This window comes from Bordetella genomosp. 1 (assembly GCF_002261335.1).
Lineage (GTDB): Bacteria > Pseudomonadota > Gammaproteobacteria > Burkholderiales > Burkholderiaceae_B > Bordetella.
On record NZ_NEVL01000001.1, the window covers coordinates 1,086,541 to 1,109,095 of the forward strand.

Annotated in this window: 15 protein-coding genes, 1 tRNA gene and 1 other RNA gene; 14 read left to right on the top strand and 3 right to left on the bottom strand. The window is 69.8% G+C overall.

Annotated features, from left to right (window positions below; all coding sequences use genetic code 11):
• Positions 1 to 56: 56 nt before the first annotated feature.
• Positions 57 to 1,169, bottom strand: coding sequence for a D-alanyl-D-alanine endopeptidase (gene pbpG, locus CEG14_RS04985; RefSeq protein ID WP_255032098.1), 1,113 nt, complete (start codon positions 1,167 to 1,169; stop codon positions 57 to 59).
• Positions 1,170 to 1,719: 550 nt separating this feature from the next.
• Here pbpG and CEG14_RS04995 point away from each other — a divergent pair.
• Positions 1,720 to 1,794 (top strand) — tRNA-Arg (locus CEG14_RS04995).
• A 152-nt stretch (positions 1,795 to 1,946) separates the two neighbouring features.
• Here CEG14_RS04995 and CEG14_RS05000 read toward each other — a convergent pair.
• A complete protein-coding gene (locus CEG14_RS05000) occupies positions 1,947 to 2,879 on the bottom strand; it encodes a response regulator transcription factor (protein ID WP_094825215.1) in 933 nt (310 codons plus the stop codon).
• The gene (locus CEG14_RS05005) at positions 2,845 to 6,252 is read right to left on the bottom strand and encodes an ATP-binding protein (RefSeq protein WP_094825216.1); all 3,408 of its coding nucleotides are present in this window, start codon (positions 6,250 to 6,252) and stop codon (positions 2,845 to 2,847) included. Before CEG14_RS05005 ends, CEG14_RS05000 begins: the two co-directional genes overlap by 35 nt.
• A gap of 231 nt (positions 6,253 to 6,483) precedes the next feature.
• On the opposite strand from CEG14_RS05005, the gene urtA reads away from it, so the two are divergent.
• From urtA to dnaX, 13 genes are all read left to right on the top strand, one after another.
• Positions 6,484 to 7,755 (top strand): urea ABC transporter substrate-binding protein, encoded by a 1,272-nt coding sequence (gene urtA, locus CEG14_RS05010; RefSeq protein WP_094825217.1) that lies wholly within the window; start codon positions 6,484 to 6,486, stop codon positions 7,753 to 7,755.
• Positions 7,756 to 7,824: 69 nt separating this feature from the next.
• The gene (urtB, locus tag CEG14_RS05015) at positions 7,825 to 8,742 is read left to right on the top strand and encodes an urea ABC transporter permease subunit UrtB (RefSeq protein ID WP_094825218.1); all 918 of its coding nucleotides are present in this window, start codon (positions 7,825 to 7,827) and stop codon (positions 8,740 to 8,742) included.
• Between the two features lie 16 nt (positions 8,743 to 8,758).
• Positions 8,759 to 9,880: an urea ABC transporter permease subunit UrtC gene (urtC, locus tag CEG14_RS05020; RefSeq protein ID WP_094825219.1), complete on the top strand. Its 1,122-nt coding sequence runs from the start codon at positions 8,759 to 8,761 to the stop codon at positions 9,878 to 9,880.
• Positions 9,877 to 10,620, top strand: coding sequence for an urea ABC transporter ATP-binding protein UrtD (gene urtD, locus CEG14_RS05025; RefSeq protein ID WP_094825220.1), 744 nt, complete (start codon positions 9,877 to 9,879; stop codon positions 10,618 to 10,620). Before urtC ends, urtD begins: the two co-directional genes overlap by 4 nt.
• Before the next feature lie 17 nt (positions 10,621 to 10,637).
• Positions 10,638 to 11,330 carry an urea ABC transporter ATP-binding subunit UrtE gene (gene urtE, locus CEG14_RS05030; RefSeq protein WP_094825221.1) on the top strand — a complete coding sequence of 231 codons (693 nt, stop codon included), beginning with the start codon at positions 10,638 to 10,640 and terminating at the stop codon, positions 11,328 to 11,330.
• 32 nt (positions 11,331 to 11,362) lie between these two features.
• Positions 11,363 to 12,592 (top strand): formamidase, encoded by a 1,230-nt coding sequence (fmdA, locus tag CEG14_RS05035; protein WP_094825222.1) that lies wholly within the window; start codon positions 11,363 to 11,365, stop codon positions 12,590 to 12,592.
• Positions 12,593 to 12,602: 10 nt separating this feature from the next.
• Positions 12,603 to 12,935 carry a zinc ribbon domain-containing protein gene (locus CEG14_RS05040; RefSeq protein ID WP_094825223.1) on the top strand — a complete coding sequence of 111 codons (333 nt, stop codon included), beginning with the start codon at positions 12,603 to 12,605 and terminating at the stop codon, positions 12,933 to 12,935.
• A 268-nt stretch (positions 12,936 to 13,203) separates the two neighbouring features.
• Entirely contained in the window at positions 13,204 to 14,415 is a 1,212-nt protein-coding gene (locus CEG14_RS05045; RefSeq protein WP_094825224.1) for an MFS transporter, read from the top strand.
• Positions 14,412 to 14,576: a hypothetical protein gene (locus CEG14_RS26255; RefSeq protein WP_176461368.1), complete on the top strand. Its 165-nt coding sequence runs from the start codon at positions 14,412 to 14,414 to the stop codon at positions 14,574 to 14,576. Before CEG14_RS05045 ends, CEG14_RS26255 begins: the two co-directional genes overlap by 4 nt.
• 93 nt (positions 14,577 to 14,669) lie before the next feature.
• Complete coding sequence (locus tag CEG14_RS05050) at positions 14,670 to 17,339, top strand: PD-(D/E)XK nuclease family protein (protein ID WP_094825225.1); 2,670 nt, start codon at positions 14,670 to 14,672, stop codon at positions 17,337 to 17,339.
• A 4-nt stretch (positions 17,340 to 17,343) separates the two neighbouring features.
• On the top strand, positions 17,344 to 20,766 hold the full coding sequence (locus CEG14_RS05055) for a UvrD-helicase domain-containing protein (RefSeq protein ID WP_094825226.1): 3,423 nt from the start codon (positions 17,344 to 17,346) through the stop codon (positions 20,764 to 20,766).
• Between the two features lie 328 nt (positions 20,767 to 21,094).
• An RNA gene (gene ffs / locus CEG14_RS05060) (signal recognition particle sRNA small type) lies at positions 21,095 to 21,192 on the top strand.
• A gap of 165 nt (positions 21,193 to 21,357) precedes the next feature.
• The coding region (gene dnaX, locus CEG14_RS05065) for a DNA polymerase III subunit gamma/tau (RefSeq protein ID WP_094825227.1) at positions 21,358 to 22,555 on the top strand (1,198 nt) is incomplete at its 3' end.

Here is a 22,555-nt window from a genome sequence, read left to right on the forward strand (position 1 = left end):
CAAAAAAAAACGCCGCTGTGTGAGCAGCGGCGATTCTTTTTATTGAGCCCGTGGTCTTAGAGCATGGCCACGTCGCTTTGCAGGATGCGGCGGATGCGTACCGCATCGCCGATACGCGAGAGCTTGCCCTGCGAGTCCAGCAGCACGATGGCCACGTCGCGGCCGTTGATGCGCGCCAGCATCACCAGGCATTCGCCCGCCTCGTTGATGAAGCCGGTCTTGGACACCTTGATGTCCCAGTCGGGCTTGCGCACCAGCAGGTTGGTGTTGCGGAAGGTCTGCGTGCGGTTGTTGATCTCGACGTCGTACTCCGTGTCGGTGGAGTAGCGGTGGATCAGCGGGCGCTGCGCGGCGGCGCGCAGCAACCGCGCCAGATCGTGCGGCGACGATACGTTTTCGCTCGACAGGCCGGTGGGCTCGATGAAGTGCGTGCTCAGCATGCCGAGCGAACGCGCCTTGGCGTTCATCGCGGTCACGAAGGCATTCAGGCCGCCCGGGTAGTTGCGGCCCAGCGCGTGCGCGGCGCGGTTCTCCGAGGACATCAGCGCCAGGTGCAGCATGTCGCCGCGCGTCAGGCGCGTGCCCACGCGCAGGCGCGAGGTGGTGTGCTTGAGCGTGTCGACGTCGTCGTCGGTGACCTCGATCACCTCGTCCATCGGCAGGTTGGCGTCGACCACCACCAGTGCCGTCATGAGCTTGGAGATCGAGGCGATCGGGCGCACCACGTTTTCGTTCTTGGCGAACATCACCGTGGAGGTCTCGAGATCCTGCACGTAGGCCGTGGTCGAGCGCAGCGCGCGCGCTTCGGCGGCGGGGGAGGACGCCAGCGGCGGCATGGCCGCGTCGCCTGCGGCGGCCGTGGCGGCCGCCTTCTTGCGGGTGCTTGCCTTGATCTTGGTGGTGTTGGTGTTCTTGCCGGCGGAAGCCGACTTGGCGGGGGCGCTCTTGCTGCCGGTCTTGGCCGAGGACTTGCTGGAAGACTTGCTCGCGGGCTTGGCGGCCGTGGTTTTCTTCTTGCTCTGGGCGGCCTTGCAGGCGGACGACTTTGCGTTGGTCTTGCAGGGATCCTTGGCGGCGGCCGCTTGCGCGGTCAGGGGCAGGAGCGCGGCCGCGGCCAGCGCCAGGGGCGCCAGTGCCGTGGAAATTGCTCGCATCCAGGGAAATGCCATGGGATTACAAACCTTGTCTGAATCTTCAGAGATCTTGCCTGGCCTTGTTTCGGATGAGGTCCAAAAAAGTCCAGTTGAATTAGTGGGTTACGCGCCAAATTTAAACAGTAATTTGAACTCGGACGCAAGCGGAACTTGTAGGCTGTCCGGAGAAAAATAAAGGGACAGGTTGACAGGCGCGCGCCCAGGCGTTCCCGAGTAACCGCGAAGCGTATCTTGGATTGGCCTGCAGCAGGCTGAACGCACCGGCGACCTGGGGAATCTCCCGAAAAGGGACGGGGCCGTGCGGGGGCGGCAGGGCGCTGCGCTTCCGGCTGCCCGATCCCCCGGTCAGCGAGCGCGTCGCCGGGTGGCGGCGCGCAGGCAGTCGGGGTCGCGGCAGGGCCTGCCGGGCCTGCCGTCGCAGTCTGGACCGCGCAGGACGCGCGCGCCGATGACGACGCCGGAACCGCTCAAAGTGGCACTGCGATCGGCACCGCCCGCGCCCGGGCGAGGCGGGCGGCGAGCGCGAACCGGCGCTACAAAAAGCGATACAATCCGCGCTCGGCGTGTCTCCGTAGTTCAATGGATAGAACAAGGACCTCCTAAGTCCTAGATACAGGTTCGATTCCTGTCGGAGACGCCAGCTCCTGCCGACCCGACGCCGGACGGTTCTCGTCCGGGCGCACCCCCAGCCAGCAGTCCCCGCGACGCCCGCGTCCATCACGCCGCGCGCAGCCGTGCGCATCGGCGCGCAACACGCCTTACCATCCCGTTCGCCGCGCGGTACGCGCCGGCTCAGCGCAGCATTCCGTGCCGCGCCGCGATCCCGGCCGCCGCCGCGCGCGTCTCCACGCCCAGCTTCACGAAGATGTGTTCCAGGTGCTTGTTGACCGTGCGTGGCGCCATGCCGAGGATGTCGGCGATGTCGCGGTTGGTCTTGCCCTTGGCCAGCCACTGCAGCACGTCGCACTCGCGCGGCGTGAGGCCGTACAGCGCGGCCAGCGTGCCCGCGCCCTCGGCCGGGCGCGCGCGTTCTTCCAGCAGCAGCAGGGTTTCGCCGGAGCGGCGCGAGGCGGACAGGCTCAGCATCAGCCGGCCCGCCGCGCCCTCGATCACCAGCGGCTCGGCCGCGGGGCCGCGCGCCAGGTTGTGCGCGATCCAGTCGGCCAGCGGCGCGGGCAGGCCCGGCGCGTCCTCGTCGCAGCCCAGGTAGTCGGCCAGCCAGAGGCGGGCGCGGCCGGTCTTCCAGATCGCGTGGCCGCGCGCGTCCAGCGCCACCACGGCGCGCGCCGCCGCGTCGAGCGCGTCGAAGGCCGCCGACAGGTGGCGCGCGTTGCGCAGGTGCGTGTCCAGGCGCGCCAGCACCACTTCGGTGTCGAGCGGCTTGGTCACGTAGTCCACGCCGCCGCTGCGAAAGCCGCGCAGCACGTGCTCCGGCTCGGTCAGGCCCGTCATGAACACCACCGGCACCTGCGCCGCCACGGGATGGGCCTTGAGCCGCGCGCAGGTCTCGAAGCCGTCCATGCCGGGCATCACCGCATCCATCAGCACGATGTCGGGCACCACGTAGTCGACCCGCTCGATCGCCGAGGGGCCGTCGGTGGCGATGAGCACGCGGTAGCCGGCCTCGTCGAGCGCGCTCGACAGCATGCGCAGATTGTCGGGCGCATCGTCGACCAGCATGACGAGGTTCTTATCGGGGCAGGGCATGGTGGTGGCGCTGTACATGGTCTTTGAGCAGGCGGTTGTATTCGGCCAGCTGGAACTCGCTGGCGAGCAGATGCAGGTGGCGCGTCAGGCGCGCGGCGTGGGGCTGGCGCTGGCCGATCTCGTCGAGCCGCGCCAGGATGCCCTTGATGTAGCCCATCGCGCCCAGTTCCAGCAGCGATTCGGCGTCCTCGCGTTCGAGTGCCACGCCGTGAAGCTCGCCCTCCTGCGGGACCTCGGCGGGCGGGGCGGCCGCGCTGAGCCAGCGCAGCCGCAGATGCGTGCCGATGCGCGCCAGCAGGTCGTCCATGATGACGGGCTTGGCGATGAAGTCGGTGTGGCCGCTGTCGGCGTTGTCCTTCGGGTCCATGCCGTGCACGTTGGCCGACAGCATCACGATCGGCACCGCCACGCCCTGCGCGCGCAGCGCGCGGCACACGTCCCAGCCCGCCATGCCCGGCATCGACACGTCCATCAGGATCAGCGCGGGCCGCAGCGTGTGCACCACGGCCAGGCAGGCCTGGCCGCCGTTGGCCTCGTGCACCTCGAAACCCAGCGGCGTCAGCATGTCGCGCACCAGCCGACGCTGCGAGGGCTGGTCGTCGACCGTCAGGATGCGCAGCCGCTCGCCCTCGTAACCGATCACCGGGCCGACCGGACGGATGTCGCCGCGCGGCGACCGCATCTCCGGCAGGAAGAGCTTGAGCGCGAACACGCTGCCGCGCCCGACCTCGCTGCGCACCGTGATCTCGCCGCCCATGATGTTGGTCAGCATGCGGCAGATCGTCAGGCCCAGGCCGGTGCCGGTGTCGGCCTGCTCGGCCGCGGCCCAGCTGCGCTCGAACGGCAGGAAGATGCGTTCCATGTCCGCGGCGGGGATGCCCATGCCGCTGTCGCTCACCTCGAACAGCACCATGTCGGCCGCGTGCTTGACGCGCAGCGCCACCTCGCCCTGCTGCGTGAACTTGACCGCGTTGCTCAGCAGGTTGATCAGGATCTGGCGCAGGCGCTTCTCGTCGATGTGCACGATCTTGGGCAGGTCGGCCGCGCGCTCGTAGCGGAAGTCCAGCCCATTGAGCGCGGTCTGCGGCCGGAACATCTGCACAATCTGTTCGAGGAACTCGGGCAGCCGCAGTTCGGTGTTCTCCAGCCGCAGCTTGCCGGCCTCGATGCGGGCGATGTCGAGCAGCCCGTCGATCAGGCCGACCAGGTGCTTGCCGCTGCGATGGATCACGTCGATGGCCTCGCGCCGCGCGGGCGGCAGCGCCGGGTCGCGCTGCAGGATCTGCGCGTAGCCCAGGATGCTGTTGAGCGGGGCCCGCAGCTCGTGGCTCATGCCGCTCATGAACCGGCTCTTGGCGAGGTTGGCGCTCTCCGCCGCCTCCTTGGCCTTCTGCAGCTGGGCATCGGTCTGGCGGTGCGCCTGGATCTCGCGCAGCAGCAGCGTGGTCTGGCGGTCCGACTCCTCCTGCGCCACGCGCCGGCTCTCCTGCGTCAGCACCAGCCACCAGGCGGCCACGCCGGCGATCAGCAGCAGCGCGGCGTACAGCTTGGCGAAGGTGGCGCGCAGGCCGGCGAGCTCCAGCCCGGCCTGCCGGTAGCTCACCGCCTCCTGGAAGTAGATCAGCCCGAGGATCGCCGCCAGCAACAGGCCGATGCTGGTGACGATGAGCAGGTAGTGCACCAGCCGCGTGTGCAGCACCCGGCTCATGCGCGCCGGCAGGATGCGCTGCAGGGCCGCGCCGAGCTGGTCCTGCACGCGCGAATGCGGCTTGCAGCGGTCCTGGCAGCGGGCGTCGAGCGTGCAGCACAGCGAGCAGATCGCGCCGTTGTAGGCCGGGCAGTGCGCCATGTCGGGCTGCTCGAAGCGGTTGGCGCAGATCACGCAGCGCTGTTCGTGTCCGCCCGCCGCGGGCTCGGGCTGGCGCGCCAGGTTGTAGCGGCCGCCCGTGGCCCAGGCGATCACCGGCGCGCTCACGAACGCCGCGATCAGCGCCACGAAGGGCGAGAGCGCCTGCGCCAGCGCGCCGGCCGTGCCGGGAAAGGCCCCCGCGTAGGCCAGCAGGGCCAGCACGATCGCGATCAGCATGCTGCCCACGCCCACCGGGTTGATGTCGTACAGATAGGCGCGGCGGAACTCGATGCGCGAGGGCGACAGGCCGAGCGGCTTGTTGACCACCAGATCGGCGACCAGCGCGCCGATCCAGGCCAGCGCCACGTGCGAGAACAGCGCCAGCACGTGCTCGAGCGCGCCGAACACGCCCATTTCCATCAGCACCACCGCGATCAGCACGTTGAACACCAGCCACACCACCCGCCCCGGATGGCTGTGCGTGACGCGCGCGAAGAAGTTGGACCAGGCCAGCGAGCCGGCATAGGCATTGGTCACGTTGATCTTGATCTGCGACACCACCACGAACAGCGTCACCAGCGCCAGCGCCAGCCCGGCGTGGTCGACCACGTAGCCGTAGGCGATCAGGTACATGTGGTTCGGATCGCCGGCCTTCTCCACGCTCACGCCATGCCCGAGCGCGAGGTAGGCGAGGAAGGCGCCGCCCAGGATCTTGGCCGCGCCGGGCAGGATCCAGCCCGGGCCGGCGCACAGCAGCGCGGCCCACCAGCGCTTGCGGTTGGCGCGGGTGGGCGGCGGCAGGAAGCGCAGGTAGTCGACCTGCTCGCCGATCTGGGTCACCAGCGAGGCGGCCACCGCCACGGCCGCGCCGAACATCAGCAGGTTGAAGTGGCCGCCGCGCTCGTCGTAGCCATCGAACTGCAGGAAGGCGGCCACCGAACCCGGATCCTTCCAGAGGATGAAGCCATAGGGCAGCAGCAGCAGCGCCAGCCACAGCGGCTGGGTCCAGGCCTGCAGCCGGTTGATGAAGGTGATGCCGTACATCACCAGCGGGATCACCACCAGCGCGCACACCAGATAGCCGATCGACAGGGGCAGGCCGGTGGCGAGCTCGAGCGCGAGCGCCATGATGGCCGCCTCGAGCGCGAAGAAGATGAAGGTGAACGACGCGTAGATCAACGAGGTGATGGTGGAGCCGATGTAGCCGAAGCCGGCGCCGCGCGTGAGCAGGTCCATGTCCAGGCCGTCGCGGGCGGCGTAGTAGGCGATCGGCAGGCCGGTCAGGAACACCACCAGCGCCACCGCCACGATGGCCCAGAACGCGTTGGCGAAGCCGTAGTTGAGCGCCAGCGCGCCGCCGATGGCCTCGAGCGCCAGGAACGACACCGCGCCCACGGCGGTGTTGGCGACGCGGAACTCCGACCACTTGCGAAACGACACCGGGGTGAAACGCAGGGCGTAGTCCTCGAGCGTTTCGTTGGCGACCCAGGTGTTGTAGTCGCGGCGGATCTTGACGATGCGTTGCGGTGCGCTGGCGGACAAGAGAGGACTCCGGCGGGCTCTGACGGGGCGGCGCCGCGCCGGGCGCCGGCCGGCGGGATGCGTCATTCGACGTACGGCTCTTTGTAGCGCCCCGGGCGGGCCGTGCCTGTACGTCAATCGACGTATGTTGCAGTGCGGCATGCGCTCCTAGTATGCCCCCAAGCTCCGGGCCGCGGTCACCGCCGCACATGCTCGGTTTCCCTGGTCGTGATCCATTCTCAGGAGTCACCGATGTCTGGCAAATCCCCCTTCGACCGAGCCGGCGACGGCCCCGCCTCCCTCGCGCGCCGCCGCGTCGCCATGACGCTCGCCGGCCTGCCGCTCTTGGGCGTGCCGATGCTGTCGCGCGCCGCCGCGCCCGCCACCTCGGCCATCAACACCACCGGCCTGGCCATCACCGACACCGAAGTCACCGTGGGTCAGCTGCACTCCGCGACCGGCACCATGGCCATCAGCGAGACCGGCTCGATCCAGTCGGAGCGCCTGGCCATCGAGCAGATCAACGCGATGGGCGGCATCCTGGGCCGCAAGATCAAGATCGTGCAGGAAGACGGCGCCTCCGACTGGCCGACCTTCGCCGAGAAGGCGCGCAAGCTGCTGGTGAGCGACAAGGTCGCCACCGTGTTCGGCTGCTGGACCTCGGCTTCGCGCAAGGCGGTGCTGCCGGTGTTCGAGAAGGAAAACGGCCTGCTCTACTACCCGACCTTCTACGAGGGCCTGGAGCAATCCAAGAACGTGTTCTACACCGGCCAGGAGGCGACCCAGCAGATCCTGTCCAGCCTGGACTGGCTGGCCAAGGAGAAGAAGGCCAAGTCGTTCTACCTGATCGGCTCCGACTACATCTGGCCGCGCACTTCCAACAAGATCGCGCGCAAGCACATCGAGAACGTGCTCAAGGGCGAGGTGGTGGGCGAGGAGTACTACCCGCTGGGCCACACCCAGTTCGGTTCGCTCATCAACAAGATCAAGCTGCGCAAGCCCGACGTGGTGTTCGCGGTGGTGGTCGGCGGCAGCAACGTCTCGTTCTACAAGCAGCTCAAGGCCGCCGGCGTGACCGCCGACAAGCAGAAGCTGCTGACGATCTCGGTCACCGAAGACGAGCTGCTGGGCATCGGCGGCGAGAACGCCGAAGGCTTCTGGTCGTGCATGAAGTACTTCCAGAGCCTGGACAACCCCAACAACAAGAAATTCGTCGAGGCCTTCAAGGCCAAGTACGGCGCCAACGCCGTGATCGGCGACGTGACCCAGGCCGCCTATCTCGGCCCGTGGCTGTGGAAGATGGCGGTCGAGAAGGCCGGCAGCTTCGACGTGGACAAGGTGGTGGCGGCCTCCGCCGACCTCGAGTTCAAGGAGGCGCCCGAGGGCTACGTCAAGATCGATCCGAACCATCACCTCTGGAGCCGCACGCGCATCGGCCAGATCAAGAAGGACGGTCAGTTCGACGTGATCTTCGAGACGCCCGACCTGATCCGCCCGGATCCGTTCCCCAAGGGCTACCAGTAAGGCGCGGCGCCTGTGGGTCCCGTGCGCGCCGGCCGGCGCGCACGGTCTGTTTCATGCCGGGAGTGCGATATGGAATCCTTCTCCGACCTCGGGGCCATCCTGCTGATGCAGGGGTTCAACGGCCTGTCGGTGTTCAGCGTGCTGTTGCTGATGGCCCTGGGCCTGGCCATCATCTTCGGCCAGATGGGCGTCATCAACATGGCGCACGGCGAGTTTCTCGCGGTGGGCGCCTATTGCACCTACCTGCTGTCCGACCTGGTCCAGCAATACGCGCCCGGCCTGATGCCGGTGTACTTCTTCGCCGCGATCGCGCTGGCCTTCGCCGTGACCTTCGCGCTGGGCTGGCTGGTGGAGTGGGCCATGATCCGCCATCTCTACCGGCGCCCGCTCGACACCCTGCTGGCGACCTGGGGCCTGTCGCTGATCCTGCAGCAGTCGCTGCGCTCGATCTTCGGCCCGCGCGAGGTCAGCCCCACGCTGCCCGAGTGGCTGATGGGCTCGTGGCAGCCGCTCGACGGCGTGGACATCCCGCTCAACGGCCTGTTCGTGATGTCGATCACGCTGTTGCTGACCGCGGGCCTGCTGCTCGCGATGTTCCGTTCGACCTGGGGTTTGCACGTGCGCGCCACCGTGCAGAACCGCGCCATGAGCGGCGCGGTGGGCATCGACACCAAGCGGGTCGACCGCGTGACCTTCGCGCTGGGCTGCGGCATCGCCGGCATCGCCGGCGCGGCCTTCACCACCATCGGCTCCACCGGCCCCACCAGCGGCTCGCTCTACATCGTCGACACCTTCCTGACCGTGGTGTTCGGCGGCGCGGCCAGCCTGTTCGGCACCATCGCCTCGGCCTTCGCGATCGCCCAGACCCAGTCGATCTCGGAGTTCTTCATGACCGGCTCCATGGCCAAGGTGCTCACGCTCTCGGCGGTGGTCATCATCCTGATGCTGCGCCCGCAGGGCCTGTTCAGCGTTAAGGTCCGCAAGTGAACCGGAGGACACGCACATGAAAAGCCTCTATCGCAACGTGCTGGGCGGACGCCACGGCATGATCGGCCTGGCGCTGCTGGCCGGCCTGATCTTCGTGGTGTTCCCGCTGGTGCTCGACGTGTTCCGCCTCAACCTGGTCGGCAAGTACCTCACCTACGCTTTCGTCGCGCTGGGCCTGGTGCTGTGCTGGGGCTACGGCGGCATCCTGAGCCTGGGCCAGGGGGTGTTCTTCGGCCTGGGCGGCTATTGCATGGCCATGTTTCTCAAGCTGGAGGCCTCCACGCCCGAGGCCACCAGGATCCAGTCCACGCCCGGCATCCCCGACTTCATGGACTGGAACCAGCTCACCGAGCTGCCGTGGTTCTGGGTGCCGTTCAAGAGCTTCTGGTTCACGCTGATGGCGGTGCCGCTGGTGCCCTGCCTGCTGGCGCTGGTGCTCGGCCTGGCGATGTTCAAGCGCCGCGTCGGCGACACCTACTTCGCGATCGTGACGCAGGCCGTGGCGCTGATCCTGTCGGTGCTCATCATCGGCCAGCAGGGCTGGACCGGCGGCGTCAACGGCATCACCGACCTCAAGACGCTGCTGGGCTGGGACATCCGCACCGATGCGGCCCGCATGACGCTGTACTTCGTCAACGGCGCGCTGCTGTTCGGCTGCATCCTGCTGGCGCGCTACCTGCTCGCCTCCAAGCTGGGCAAGCTGCTGATGGCGATGCGCGACAAGGAGGAGCGGGTCCGCTTCTCGGGCTACGACGTGGCGAGCTTCAAGGTATTCGTGTTTTGCGTGGCGGCGATGTTCTCGGCCATCGGCGGCGCCATGTTCACGCTGCAGGTCGGCTTCATGTCGCCGTCGTTCGTGGGCATCGTGCCCTCGATCGAGATGGTGATCTTCGCCGCGGTGGGCGGGCGGCTCTCGCTGTTGGGCGCCGTATACGGTACGCTGCTGGTGAACTTCGGCAAGAGCTACTTCTCGGAGAGCTTCCCCCAGCTCTGGCTCTTCCTGATGGGCGGTCTGTTCATTGCGGTGGTGATGGCGTTTCCCAACGGCCTGGCCGGCTTGTATGGCCAGTACATCAAGCCCCGGCTGGCGCGCAGGCGCAAGCCCGAGGCGGGCGGCGGTGTGACGGAGGCAGCATGAGCACGCAAGCGTTCGCACTCTATATCGAGAGCCTGACCGTCTCGTTCAACGGCTTCGTCGCCGTCAACGACCTCAACCTCTACGTCGACCAGGGCGAGCTGCGCGTCATCATCGGCCCCAACGGCGCCGGCAAGACCACGCTGCTCGACCTGATCTGCGGCCGCACCCGCGCCACCTCCGGCTCGATCCGCTTCAAGGACACCGAGCTCACCGACCTCGCCGAGTACGAGATCGTGCGCGCCGGCGTGGGCCGCAAGTTCCAGACCCCCTCCATCTACGAAACGCTGAGCGTGCGCGAGAACCTCGAAGTGTCGTTCCCGCGCGGGCGCAGCGTGTTCGGCGCGCTGACCTTCCGCCGCACGCCCGACGTGGTCGAGCGGGTCGAGCAGGTGGCCGAGGAGATCTTCCTGTCGGGCATGCTGGACCGCTCCGCCGAGCTGCTGTCGCACGGCCAGAAGCAGTGGCTCGAGATCGGCATGCTGCTGATGCAGGAGCCCGAGCTCATGATGCTCGACGAGCCGGTGGCCGGCATGAGCGTGTCGGAGCGCGAGCGCACCGCCGAGCTGCTCAACCGCATCAGCCGCAACCGCTCGCTCATCGTGATCGAGCACGACATGGAATTCGTGAAGAACATCGCGCACAAGGTCACGGTGCTGCACCAGGGGCGCGTGCTGGCCGAGGGCAGCATGGACCACGTCCAGTCGGACCCGCGCGTGATCGAAGTCTATCTCGGCCACTAGGCCGACTCGGAGGCAATATGTTCAACGTATCGGGCCTGATGTCGGGCTATGGCCAGAGCCGGGTCATCCACGGCGTGGACCTCGTGGTGCCGCAGGGCGAGATCGTGGCCGTCATGGGCCGCAACGGCATGGGCAAGACCACGCTGTTCAAGACCATGATGGGGCTGTTGCCCACGATGCAGGGGTCGATCCGCATCGACGACACCGAACTGGGCCGGCTCGAAAGCCACCAGCGCGTGCGCCACGGCGTGGCCTACGTGCCGCAAGGCCGCATGATCTTCCCCACGCTCACGGTCGAGGAAAACATCCGCACCGGCCTGCGCGGCCGCGCCCTGCGCGATCCGATTCCCGACGACATCTATGCGCTGTTTCCGGTGCTGCACGACATGCGCGCGCGCCGCGGCGGCGACCTGTCCGGAGGCCAGCAACAGCAGCTCGCCATCGCCCGCGCGCTGGTGACCGAGCCCAAGGTGCTGCTGCTCGACGAGCCGACCGAGGGCATCCAGCCTTCCATCATCAAGGACATCGCGCGCAGCCTGCTCGAGATCCGCCAGCTCAAGAACCTGGCGATCCTGGTGTCGGAGCAGGTACTCAGTTTCACCATGCAGATCGCCGACCGCCTGATCGTGATCGACAAGGGCCGCTTCGTACACGAAGACCTGCGCGAGAACGTCGACGAGCGTTCGATCAGCAAGTACCTGTCGGTCTGAACCGACGCCGTTCATCCCCAAAGGAGCATGTCATGCCTGATACCTTGATCAAGGTCGACCTGGCGCAATCGCCGTACGAAAACGAGATGGTGCACAACCGCTGGCACCCCGACATCCCGCTGGCGGTGTGGGTCAAGCCGGGCGACGATTTCGTGCTGGAAACCTACGACTGGACCGGCGGCGCCATCAAGAACGACGACGACGCCTCCGACGTGCGCGACGTGGACCTCTCCACCGTGCACTTCCTGTCGGGTCCGGTCGGCGTGGAAGGCGCCGAGCCCGGCGACCTGCTGGTGGTCGACCTGCTCGACATCGGCGCCAAGCCCGAGAGCCTGTGGGGCTTCAACGGTTTCTTCAGCAAGAAGAACGGCGGCGGCTTCCTCACCGATCACTTCCCGCTGGCGCAGAAGTCGATCTGGGACTTCGAGGGCATGTTCACGCGTTCGCGCCACATTCCCGGCGTCAACTACGCCGGCCTGATCCATCCGGGGCTGATCGGCTGCCTGCCCGACCAGGCCATGCTCGACACCTGGAACCAGCGCGAGCAGGCCCTGATCGACACCGAGCCCGACCGCGTGCCGCCGCTGGCCAACCCGCCGGCGCCCAAGACCGCCCACATGGGCAAGCTCAAGGGCGAGGCGCGCGACCGCGCCGCCGCGCAGGGCGCGCGCACCGTGCCGCCGCGCGAGCATGGCGGCAACTGCGACATCAAGGACCTCTCGCGCGGTTCGCGGGTGTTCTTCCCGGTGTACGTCAAGGGCGGCGGCCTGTCGGTGGGCGACCTGCACTTCTCGCAGGGCGATGGCGAGATCACCTTCTGCGGCGCCATCGAGATGGCGGGCTGGGTCCACATGCGCGTCTCGCTGATCAAGGGCGGCATGGACAAGTACGGCATCCGCAACCCGATCTTCAAGCCCAGCCCGATCGTGCCCAACTACAAGGACTACCTCATCTTCGAGGGCATCTCGGTCGACGAGGGCGGCAAGCAGCATTATCTCGACGTGCACATCGCCTATCGCCAGGCCTGCCTGAACGCCATCGAATACCTGAAGAAGTTCGGCTATTCGGGCGCCCAGGCCTATTCGATCCTGGGCACGGCGCCGGTGCAGGGCCACATCAGCGGGGTGGTCGACATCCCCAACGCCTGCGCCACCCTGTGGCTGCCGACCGAGATCTTCGAGTTCGACATCCAGCCGTCGGCCTCGGGGCCGGTCAAGCACATCAAGGGCGGCATCGACATGCCGATCGCGCAGGATCTCTGAGGAGCGCGCCATGCCACTCTACGATTACCGTTGCGAGACCTGCGGCGAGTTCGCCCTGCTGCGCCCGCTGGCGCAGTGGCGCGACCCCGCCGCCTGCCCCGATTGCGGGGCGGCCTGCGAGCGCTACGTCAGCGGCGCGCCGGCGCTGTCGGCGCTGTCGTCCGCGGTCAACCGGGCCCATGCGCTGAACGAGCGCAGCGCCGCCGAGCCGCGCAGCTCGCGCGCCGGCCACGGCATGAACTGCGGCTGCTGCAAGGGCGGCAAGCTGCCGTCCAAGACGCGCCACACGCCCGACGGCGGCAAGACCTTCGCCGGCGCGCGGCCCTGGATGATCAGCCACTGACGCGCTGAGCGGCCAGGCCCGGGAGGGCGGTTCCGGCGACGGGACCGCCCTTTCTCATTGGCGCGGCGGGGAGTGCCGCGATCGGGCCACGGCTGTCACCACCGGACACGCGCGGGCCCCTGCCCGAAGCGGGCCGACAGGTCTATGATGGTGCGGTCACGCAGACACGGACGTGACCGCCCGCGGGAGAGGAGGGGGCGCATACCAACAGCGGCGGTCGCCGGCCGGTCCGGCGCCCAGCCCGATAACACGCGAGACACGCCTGCTTATGTCGAACACAGAAGCGGTTTCCGTACGCACGATCGTCACCGGCACCCTGGTGGTGTTGCTGGCCATGGGGGTGCGCGCCACCTTCGGCCTGTTCCTGCAGCCCATGGGGCTGGACAAAGGCTGGGACCGCGAGATCTTCTCGTTCGCCTTCGCCCTGCAGAATCTCGTCTGGGGCATCTCCTGTATTTTCATGGGCATGCTGGCCGACCGCTGGGGATCGGGGCGCACCATCGCGCTCGGCGCCTTGCTCTACGTGCTGGGCATGATCGGCACGCGCTACGCCGCCGACCCCTTCACGCTCTGCTTCATGAGCGGGGTGGTGGTCGGGCTGGGCCAGGCCGGCACCACCTTTCCCGTGATCCTGCCGGTGATCGCGCGCGCGGTGCCGCCGGCCTATCGCAGCACCGCGATGGGCATCGCCAGCGCCGGCGGCTCGATGGGGCAGTTCCTGGTGGTGCCCGCCACCCAGCAGCTCATCCTGCATGTCGACTGGACTGGCGCGCTGTGGCTGCTGTCGCTGCTGGTGGCCATCGCGCTGCCGCTGGCGTGGTTCCTGCGCGGCCGGCCGGCGCCGCACAGCGGGCCGCAGGCGCTGGGCTTCGCGGTGCGCCAGGCCATCACCCACCCCTCGTTCCATTTCCTGTTCGGCAGCTATTTCGTCTGCGGCTTCCATACCGCGTTCATCACCCTGCATCTGCCGGCCTTCGTCACCGACGCGGGCCTGTCGGCCGGGCACGGCGCCACGGCCATCGCGCTGATCGGGCTGTTCAACGTATTCGGCTCGTTCTATGCCGGCAAGCTGGGCGGGCGCTACAGCAAGAAATGGCTGCTCGCCGCCGTGTACGGCATGCGCGCGCTCGGCATCGCGCTGCTGCTGGCGCTGCCGCTCACGCCCTGGGTGCTGTACGGGTTCGCCGCCTGGATGGGGGTGTTCTGGCTCGGCACGGTGCCGCTCACGCAGGGGCTGATCGGCGAGATCTACGGGCTGCGCTACGCCGCCACGCTTTCCGGTATCGTGTTCCTTGGACACCAGATCGGCAGCTTCATCGGCGTCTGGCTGGGCGGCTATGTCTATGCCCAGACCGGCGCCTACACCCTGATCTGGTGGATCGGCCTCGCGCTGGCGGTGATCGCCGCGCTGCTGTGCCTGCCGGTGCGCGAGCGCCCGGTCGGCGCGGCCCACTCCCCCGGATTGGTACGCAGCCTGTGAACGACGTCTCCCGCCCCCTCTCGCATCCTCCCGCGCGCGCCCGCTGGCGCTGGGCCGGCTATGGTCTGCTGGCGGCCGTGCTCGCGCTGGGCTTCTGGGGCTATCTGAGCCCGTCGATGCGCCTGAATTGGGAAAGCCTCGCCGCCATGTGCGGATTCTGAGGCCGGCTTTTCGGTATCCTAGGGCCCGTATCCCGGGCCCCGCCCGGCTTTCTCCCCTGTCCCCGGCACGCCGGGGCCGACCGAGCCGCATTCATGCAGGACGACCTGCTTTCCCTCCTGCCCGCCTGCCCCTCGCAGGCCCTGGGCGAACTGCCCCCCGACGGCACCCTGGTGCTGACGGTCAACAACCGCCTCGCGCGCCGCCTCACGCTGGAGGTGGCCGCGCGTCTGCGCCACGAGCGCCAGGTGAGCGAGCTGCCGCGCATCCTGCCGCTGTCGGCCTGGCTGGTCGAGGCGGCCGCCGAGCTGGCGTTCGAACCCGAGACGCCGCTGCCCGCCTACCGGCTGGGCGCGTTCGCCACCCAGCTGGTCTGGCGCGAGGCCATCCTGCACGAGCAGGGCGAGCACGTGCTGCTCGACACCGACCAGGCCGCGCGGCTCGCGCTCGACGCCGACCTGCTGTGCGACGAGTGGCGCCTGAACGTGCCCGAGCCGGCCCAGACGGATGAGTACCGCGGCTTTCTGCGCTGGCGCGCGCGCTATCGCACGATGCTGGCCGAGCTCGACGCCGAAGACGCCAACCAGGGCTACGCGCGCGTGGCCGCGGCGGTCGCGCAGGGCGAGCTGCGGCTGCCCGAACGGGTGGTGCTGGCGGGCTTCGGCGAGGTCTCGCCGCGCTTCGCCGGCCTGCTCGAGGCCCTGCAGGCACAGGGCGTGTCGCTCTCGGTCTGGCGCGAGGCGCAGCGCGAGGCCGCGCCCGCCGGCCGCTACGAGGCCCACGACCGCGGCGCCGAATGGCGCGCGGCGGCGGCCTGGGCGGCGCAACGTCTGCGCGCGCAACCACAGGGCCGCTTCGCCATCGTGTCCGCCTCGCTCGAAGCCGAGGCGCCGTTCGCGCGCCGGGTCCTGAGCCAGGCGCTGGCGGCCACGGCGGATCAACCCGCGCTGGCCTACAACGTGGCCGTCGGCCGCTCGCTGATCGAATGGCCTGCCGTGCATGCCGCGCTGGCCTGGCTCGAGGCGCTGGCCGCGTTCGCGGCCGAGGGCCATGTCGAGGCGCCGGTGCTGGGCGCGGCGCTGCTCGCCGGCCATTGCGCCGGTGACCGCGCCGAAAGCGCGCGCTTCGGCGCGATCGACGTGCGCTGGCGGCGCCAGGGCCGGGTGCGCGTCACCGCCGAGGGCTGGAACAAGGATCTCGAACTGTCGCCGCGGCTCGCGCAGGCCTGGGAGGCCGCGCTCGCGATCTGGCGCGACGGCCCGAACCGCGCGCCCTGCGACGTCTGGGCGCCGCGCATCAAGGCCACGCTCAAGGCGCTCGGCTTTCCGGGCGAGCATCCGCTCGACAGCGTGGGCTACCAGGTGATGGGCGCGTTCGGCGAGCTGCTGGGCGACTTCGCCGCGCTGGCCCCTGCCGTGGGCCGCATCAACGGCAAGGGCGCCGTGCGCCTGCTGGCCAGCGCCGCGCGCGCCGGCGCGTTCCAGCCGCAGCGCGACCCGAGCGCGCGGCTCGACGTGCTGGGCCTGCTCGAAGCCGAGGGCGGCGCGTGGGACGGCGTCTGGATGCTGGGCCTGACCGACGACGTGCTGCCCGCCTCGCCCAAGCCCAATCCGCTGATTCCGCTGGCGGTGCTGCGCCAGGCCGGCGCGCCGCGCGCCACGCCCGAGCGCGAACGCCTGTGGGCCGACACGATCTACGACGCGCTGTCGCGCTGCGCGCCCGAGCTGGTGGTGAGCCATGCCGAGATGGACGGCGAGCGCGAGCTGCGGCCGTCGCCGCTGATCGCGCAGGTGCCGCTGCTGGACTGGCAGCCGCCCGCGGGCGATGCGCTGGCGGCCTGGCCGCAGGAGTCGCTCACCGACGAGCAGGGGCCGCCGCTGGCCTCAGACAACACCAGCACCGGCGGTCTCGACGTGCTCGACACGCAGGCGCGCAATCCGCTCTGGGCGTTCGTGCGGCACCGGCTCGGCGCGCGCGCGCTGGCCGCCTATGCCGACGCGGCCAGCGTGAACGTGCGCGGGCAGTTCCTGCATGGCGCGCTCGAAGTGATCTGGCGCATGCTGCCCGACCAGGAAGCGCTGCACCAGGCCATGACCGAGGGCCGCCTGGCCGAGCTGATCGCCGCCGCGGTGGCGCAGGCGGCCGACCTCGAGCTCAAGGCCTATCCGCCCGCGCTGCGCGAACTCGAATGCGATCGCGCGCGCACCGTGATCGCGCGCTGGCTCGACGTGGAGGCCAGCCGCCTGCCGTTCGCGGTGGCGCAGGTCGAGGAGAATCACCAGTGGCGCCGCGGCGCGCTGGCGCTGATGGTGCGGCTCGACCGCATGGACACGCTCGACGACGGCCGCGCCGTCATCATCGACTACAAGACCGGCGCCAATGCTGCCCGGCCCGAGTCGGATTGGGCCCGTGCGCGCCCGGTCAACCTGCAACTGCCGTTCTACGCCTCCGTGCTGGCGGGCGACGCGCCCGGCACCCGCGTGGCCGGGCTGCTGCTGGCCCAGATCCATGCGCGCCAGGTCAGCGCGCAGGGCCTGGCCGAAGAAGACCTCGGCATCGAGGGCGTCACCGAGGCCGCCGACAGCAAGGCCTTCGGCGGCCGCGCCTGGCCCGACATCGTCGAGCACTGGCGCCGCGCCATCGAGATGCTGGCAGACGAATACGCCACCGGTCACGCCGCCAACCTGAGCTGGCGGCGCGACGACCTGAAATACTGCGATGCCGGGCCGTTCCTGCGCCTGGATCTGGAAGACGAGGACGCCTGAGCGCATGGCACATCAAGAAGAACGCCTGCCGCAGGACTACGCGGCCCGCCTGCGCGCGCTCGACCCGCAACGCTCCTATCTGGTGCAGGCCCCGGCCGGCTCCGGCAAGACCGAGCTGCTGACCGACCGCATCCTGGCCCTGCTCGCCACGGTGAACAAGCCCGAGGAGATCGTGGCCATCACCTTCACGCGCAAGGCCGCCTCCGAGATGCACGCGCGCGTGCTGCAGAAGCTGGCGCGCGCGCGGCCCGGCGAGCCCGAGCCCCTCGTGCCGCACGAGAAGCGCAGCTGGGACCTGGCGCGCGCGGCGCTCGCGCGCGACGCCGAGCGCGGCTGGCACCTGCTGCAGCATCCGGCGCGGCTCGCGATCCGCACCATCGACTCGTTCTGCGCCGGCCTGGTGCGCGGCATGCCCTGGCTGTCCGGCCTGGGCGGCATGCCCGAGATCGCCGACGACGCCCGCGTGCACTACGAGGCCGCGGCGCGCGCCACGCTCGCGCTGGCCGACCAGCACGAGGCCGTGCGCGCGCTGCTGGCCCACCTCGACGTGGACGTGCAGGCCGCGCAGCAGGCCATCGCCGACATGCTGGGCCAGCGCGACCAGTGGCTGCCGCTGCTGCATCACGGGCTCGACCGCGAGGGCCTGGAGCGCGCCATGGCCGAGACCCTCGCCGCCGAACTGGCGGGCCTGGACGACAGCCTGCCGTTCGGCTGGGACGAGACCCTGTGCGGCATCGCCCGCCTGGCCGCCGCCCAGCTCGGCGACCTGGGCGACGCGCGCCTGCAGGCGCTGTGCGACTGGGACGGCCCCATCGAGGTCGACGCCGCGGCGCTGCCGCAATGGCGCGCCCTGGCGCATCTGCTGCTCACCGGGCAGGACGAGCTGCGCAAGCCCAAGGGCATCAACAAGAATCTCGGTTTTCCGGCAGGTTGCGCGCACAAGGATCCGTTCGTGGTGTGGCTGGGCGACTTCGACGGTAGCGAGCCGTGGGTGCGCCGGCTGGCCTCGGTGCGCACCATGCCCGATGCCCGCTTCACCGATGCCCAATGGGACGTGCTGTCATCGCAGCTCATCACGCTGGCGCTGGCCGCGGGCGAGCTGCAGAAGGTGTTCGGCGCGGCCGGCGAGGTCGACTTCATCGAGATCGCGCAGCGCGCCGCGCGCGCGCTCGGCAGCGCCGACGATCCCGGCGAGCTGCTGCTCAAGCTCGATGCGTCGATCCGCCATCTGCTGATCGACGAGTTCCAGGACACCAGCCAGACCCAGATCGAACTGCTGCGCACGCTCACGGCGGGCTGGCAGCCGGGCGACGGCCGCAGCCTGTTCCTGGTGGGCGATCCGATGCAATCGATCTACCGCTTCCGCAAGGCCGAGGTCGGGCTGTTCCTCGAGGCCGCCGCCAACGGCGTGGGCGAGGTCGGCCTCGACTTCCTGCAGCTGACCGACAACTTCCGCTCCCAGGGCGGCGTGGTGGACTGGGTCAACGCCTCGTTCGCGCGGCTGCTGCCGCCGGCCAACGATCCGCAGGCCGGCGCCATCAAGTACAGCGCGTCGGCCGCCTTCCATCCGGTGCTGCCCGGCGCGGCCGTGCGTTTCCATCCGGCCTGGAGCCCCGACGGGCTCGCCTCCGGCGACGCGCAGGCCGAGGACATCGCCGTGCAGCTGGTGCGCGAGGCCCTGGCCGAGCATGCGGGCGCCGCGCACCCGGTCGCGGTGCTGGTGCGCGCGCGTTCGCACCTGGGCAGCCTCACGCGCCGGCTGGCGCAGGAGGGCATCCCGAGCCGCGCGGTCGAGCTGGTGCCGTTGGCGCAGCGGCCGGTGGTGGCCGACCTGGTGCAGTTGCTGCGCGCGCTCACGCACGCGGGCGACCGCATGGCCTGGCTGTCGGTGCTGCGCGCGCCCTGGTGCGGCCTCACCCTCGACTCCCTGACGGCGCTGTTCGGCGCCGACCACGTCACGCCCGTGCCCGATCTGCTGGCGCGCAGCCTGCGGCCCCAGGCCGAGCCGCGCGCGCAGGGCGGGCTGTTCGACGAAGATCCGGCGCCGCCTTTGGCTACGCAAGGCGACGCGCCCGCGCGCCAGCGCCTCGCGCCGGACGAGTTCGACCGCCTCGCGCGCGTGGCGGCGACCCTGCTCGACCGCGCCAACGCCTCCGGGGCGATGCCGCTGGCGGCCTGGCTCGAGACCGTCTGGCGCCGTCTGGGCGGCCCGTGCCTGTATGGTGGCGGCGCCGCCGCCACCGATGCCGAGAGCCTGTTTCAGCTGGTCGAACGGCTGGCGCCGCACGGCGCGCTCGACATGACGGCGTTCGACACCGCCGTCGCGCGCCTCTTCGCCGCGCCCGACGCGAGCGGGCAGGGCGGTGCGGTCGAGATCATGACCATGCACAAGTCCAAGGGCCTGCAGTTCGAATCGGTGATCCTGTACGGCCTGCATCGCGCGCCGCGCGGCGACCAGGCGCCGCTGGTGCGTTTCGAACACCAGGGCGGCCAGGTGCTGCTGGGCCCGATCAAGCCGCGCGCCGAATCCGAGGCCGACCCGGTGTCGCGCTATCTCGGCGCCCGCGAGGCGCGCCGCGCCGCGTACGAGACCGACCGCCTGCTCTACGTGGCCGCGACCCGCGCGCGCAAGCGCCTGCACCTGATCGGCAACGTCGCCCTCGACCGCAACACCGGCGCGGTGCGCGAACCCGCCGCGGCCAGCCTGCTGGCGCGCCTCTGGCCCTACGTGGGCGCAGTGCAGCCGCCCGAAGGCGTGGCGCCCGACGCGCAGGACGAGGGCGCCCAGCCGCAATGGCGCGGCGAACCGCTGCGCCGTGCCGATTCGGCCGCGCTGCGCGCGGCCACCGCCCCGATCCTGCCGGCCGGCATGGCCGCGCCCGGCGCGCAGGCCGGCGAACATCCGGCCTGGCAGCTCGACGCCGGCTACGAAGCCGCCGTCGGCACCCTGGCCCACGCCTGGCTCGCCCGCATGGGCGAGGAGGGCGCCGCCGCCTGGTCCGCCACCCGCCTCGCCGCCAGCCTGCCCGCCATGCGCCGCCAGCTCACCCGCGCCGGCATCCCCGACAGCCAGGCCGACGAGGCCGCCGACGCCGTGCTGCACACGCTGCAGGCCACGCTGGAAGACGAACGCGGCACCTGGCTCCTGGCCCAATCCCGCGCCCGCCGCGAATGGCCCCTCATCGACGCCGCCGGCCGCGTCTCCGTCATCGACCTGGCCCTCTCCACCGACGCCGGCTGGCTCATCGTCGACTACAAGACCGGCCAGCCCCACCCCAGCGAATCCCCCGACGCCTTCGCCCACCGCATGCGCCAACGCCACGCCGACCAACTCGCCCGCTACTGCGCCCAAGTCACCGCCCTCGACCACCGCCCCGCCCAGGCAGCCCTCTACTTCCCCAGAGCCAAAGCCTGGATAGAACTGTAAAAAAACAAAGCAAAACAGCGAACCAGCAACCCCGTGCAAGCGAGCGCCCCCGGGGGGGGCGCAAAGCGCAAAAGAAAAAAAACAGTGCAAGCGAGCGCCCCAGGGGGGGCGCAAAGCGCAAAAGAACCAGAAACGGCCAAGCGGGCAACGCCCGCGAGCCGTTTCCCACTCCAGGCGCAAGCGGGCGCAGCCCGCAACGCGCCCCAACCCCAAATACCCTCCCTCTCGGAGGGAGGGTCAGGGAGGGAGCCCACCATCGCGCCCCCTGGGGCCCGCCAACCGAGAGGCTAGCGAGCGGGCTTTCGCCCGCTCTGCTAGAATCTCGGTTGGCGGGCCCCTTCGCATGGTTCGACGGTGAACCTGGTCAGGTCGGGAACGAAGCAGCCATAGTCGTTTAGGACCAGTGCCGGAGTAAGGCTCGCCTCCGGTTTCCCCAAAAGAGGGGCGCCGCGAGCGGAATCCTCGATGCCATGCATCGAGCCGGTTTCGCCCGCGGCGCCCCTTTTTTGCATTCAACGCGTCCCCATCTACGACACAGGCACCAGGCCGCCGTCGGTGGCCCGGGGCGCCCAGAGGCTCTACAATCCCGGCATGACTTATCTGGTACTGGCCCGCAAGTGGCGCCCGCGATCGTTCGATACCCTGGTAGGCCAGGATCACGTGGTGCGCGCGCTCACCCATGCCCTGGATACCCAGCGCCTGCATCACGCCTGGCTGTTCACCGGTACGCGCGGCGTCGGCAAGACCACGCTCTCGCGCATCCTGGCCAAGTCGCTCAACTGCGAAACCGGCATCACCTCGCGCCCCTGTGGCCAGTGCCGCGCCTGCACCGAGATCGATGCCGGCCGCTTCGTCGACTATCTCGAGCTCGATGCCGCCTCCAATCGCGGCGTCGACGAAATGACCCAGCTGCTGGAGCAGGCCGTCTACGCGCCCGGCGCAGGCCGCTTCAAGGTCTACATGATCGACGAAGTGCACATGCTCACCGGGCACGCGTTCAACGCGATGCTCAAGACGCTCGAAGAGCCGCCGCCGCACGTCAAGTTCATCCTCGCCACCACCGATCCGCAGAAGATCCCGGTCACGGTGCTGTCGCGCTGCCTGCAGTTCAACCTGAAGCAGATGCCGCCCGAGTCGATCGTGGGCCACCTGCAGGCCGTGCTCGGCCAGGAAGAGATCGGCTTCGACATCCCCGCGCTGCGCCTCATCGCCCAGGCCGCCGGCGGGTCGATGCGTGACGCGCTCTCGCTCACCGACCAGGCCATCGCCTACAGCGCCAGCAACCTCACCGAAGACGCGGTGCGCGGCATGCTGGGCACGATCGATCAGCGCCATCTGGTGCGCCTGCTCGATGCCCTCGCCGCCAACGATGCCGCCGGCGTGCTGGCCGTCGCCGATGAGCTGTCGATCCGCGGCCTGTCGTATGCCGGCGCGCTGGCCGACCTCGCCGTGCTGCTCTCGCGGGTCGCGATCGAGCAGCGCGTGACGGGCGTCACCGCCGCCGACGATCCGCTCTCGGCCGACATCGCCCGCCTGGCCCTGGCGCTGCATCCCGACGCGGTGCAGCTTTTCTACTCGGTCGCGGTGCACAGCCGAGGCGAGCTCACGCTCGCGCCCGACGAATACGCCGGCTTCATCATGGCCTGCCTGCGCATGCTCGCGCTGCATGGCGACGCGGGTCCGGCCACGCAGGCCCAGGCGCCCGCGCGCGTCGCGCCGGTGCCGCGCGCCGAGCCGGCCGCCCTGGCAGCGCCCGTGCCGGCGCCCGTGCCTGCGCCGGCCGTTGCCG

Coding starts and splice junctions, on each gene's coding strand:
- urtA (WP_094825217.1), top strand. CDS start 6,484: ATGTCTGGCAAATCCCCCTTCGACCGAGCCGGCGACGGCCCCGCCTCC.
- CEG14_RS05000 (WP_094825215.1), bottom strand. CDS start 2,879: ATGTACAGCGCCACCACCATGCCCTGCCCCGATAAGAACCTCGTCATG.
- urtE (WP_094825221.1), top strand. CDS start 10,638: ATGTTCAACGTATCGGGCCTGATGTCGGGCTATGGCCAGAGCCGGGTC.
- pbpG (WP_255032098.1), bottom strand. CDS start 1,169: ATGGCATTTCCCTGGATGCGAGCAATTTCCACGGCACTGGCGCCCCTG.
- CEG14_RS05055 (WP_094825226.1), top strand. CDS start 17,344: ATGGCACATCAAGAAGAACGCCTGCCGCAGGACTACGCGGCCCGCCTG.
- urtB (WP_094825218.1), top strand. CDS start 7,825: ATGGAATCCTTCTCCGACCTCGGGGCCATCCTGCTGATGCAGGGGTTC.
- CEG14_RS05040 (WP_094825223.1), top strand. CDS start 12,603: ATGCCACTCTACGATTACCGTTGCGAGACCTGCGGCGAGTTCGCCCTG.
- CEG14_RS05050 (WP_094825225.1), top strand. CDS start 14,670: ATGCAGGACGACCTGCTTTCCCTCCTGCCCGCCTGCCCCTCGCAGGCC.
- urtD (WP_094825220.1), top strand. CDS start 9,877: ATGAGCACGCAAGCGTTCGCACTCTATATCGAGAGCCTGACCGTCTCG.
- fmdA (WP_094825222.1), top strand. CDS start 11,363: ATGCCTGATACCTTGATCAAGGTCGACCTGGCGCAATCGCCGTACGAA.
- CEG14_RS05045 (WP_094825224.1), top strand. CDS start 13,204: ATGTCGAACACAGAAGCGGTTTCCGTACGCACGATCGTCACCGGCACC.
- urtC (WP_094825219.1), top strand. CDS start 8,759: ATGAAAAGCCTCTATCGCAACGTGCTGGGCGGACGCCACGGCATGATC.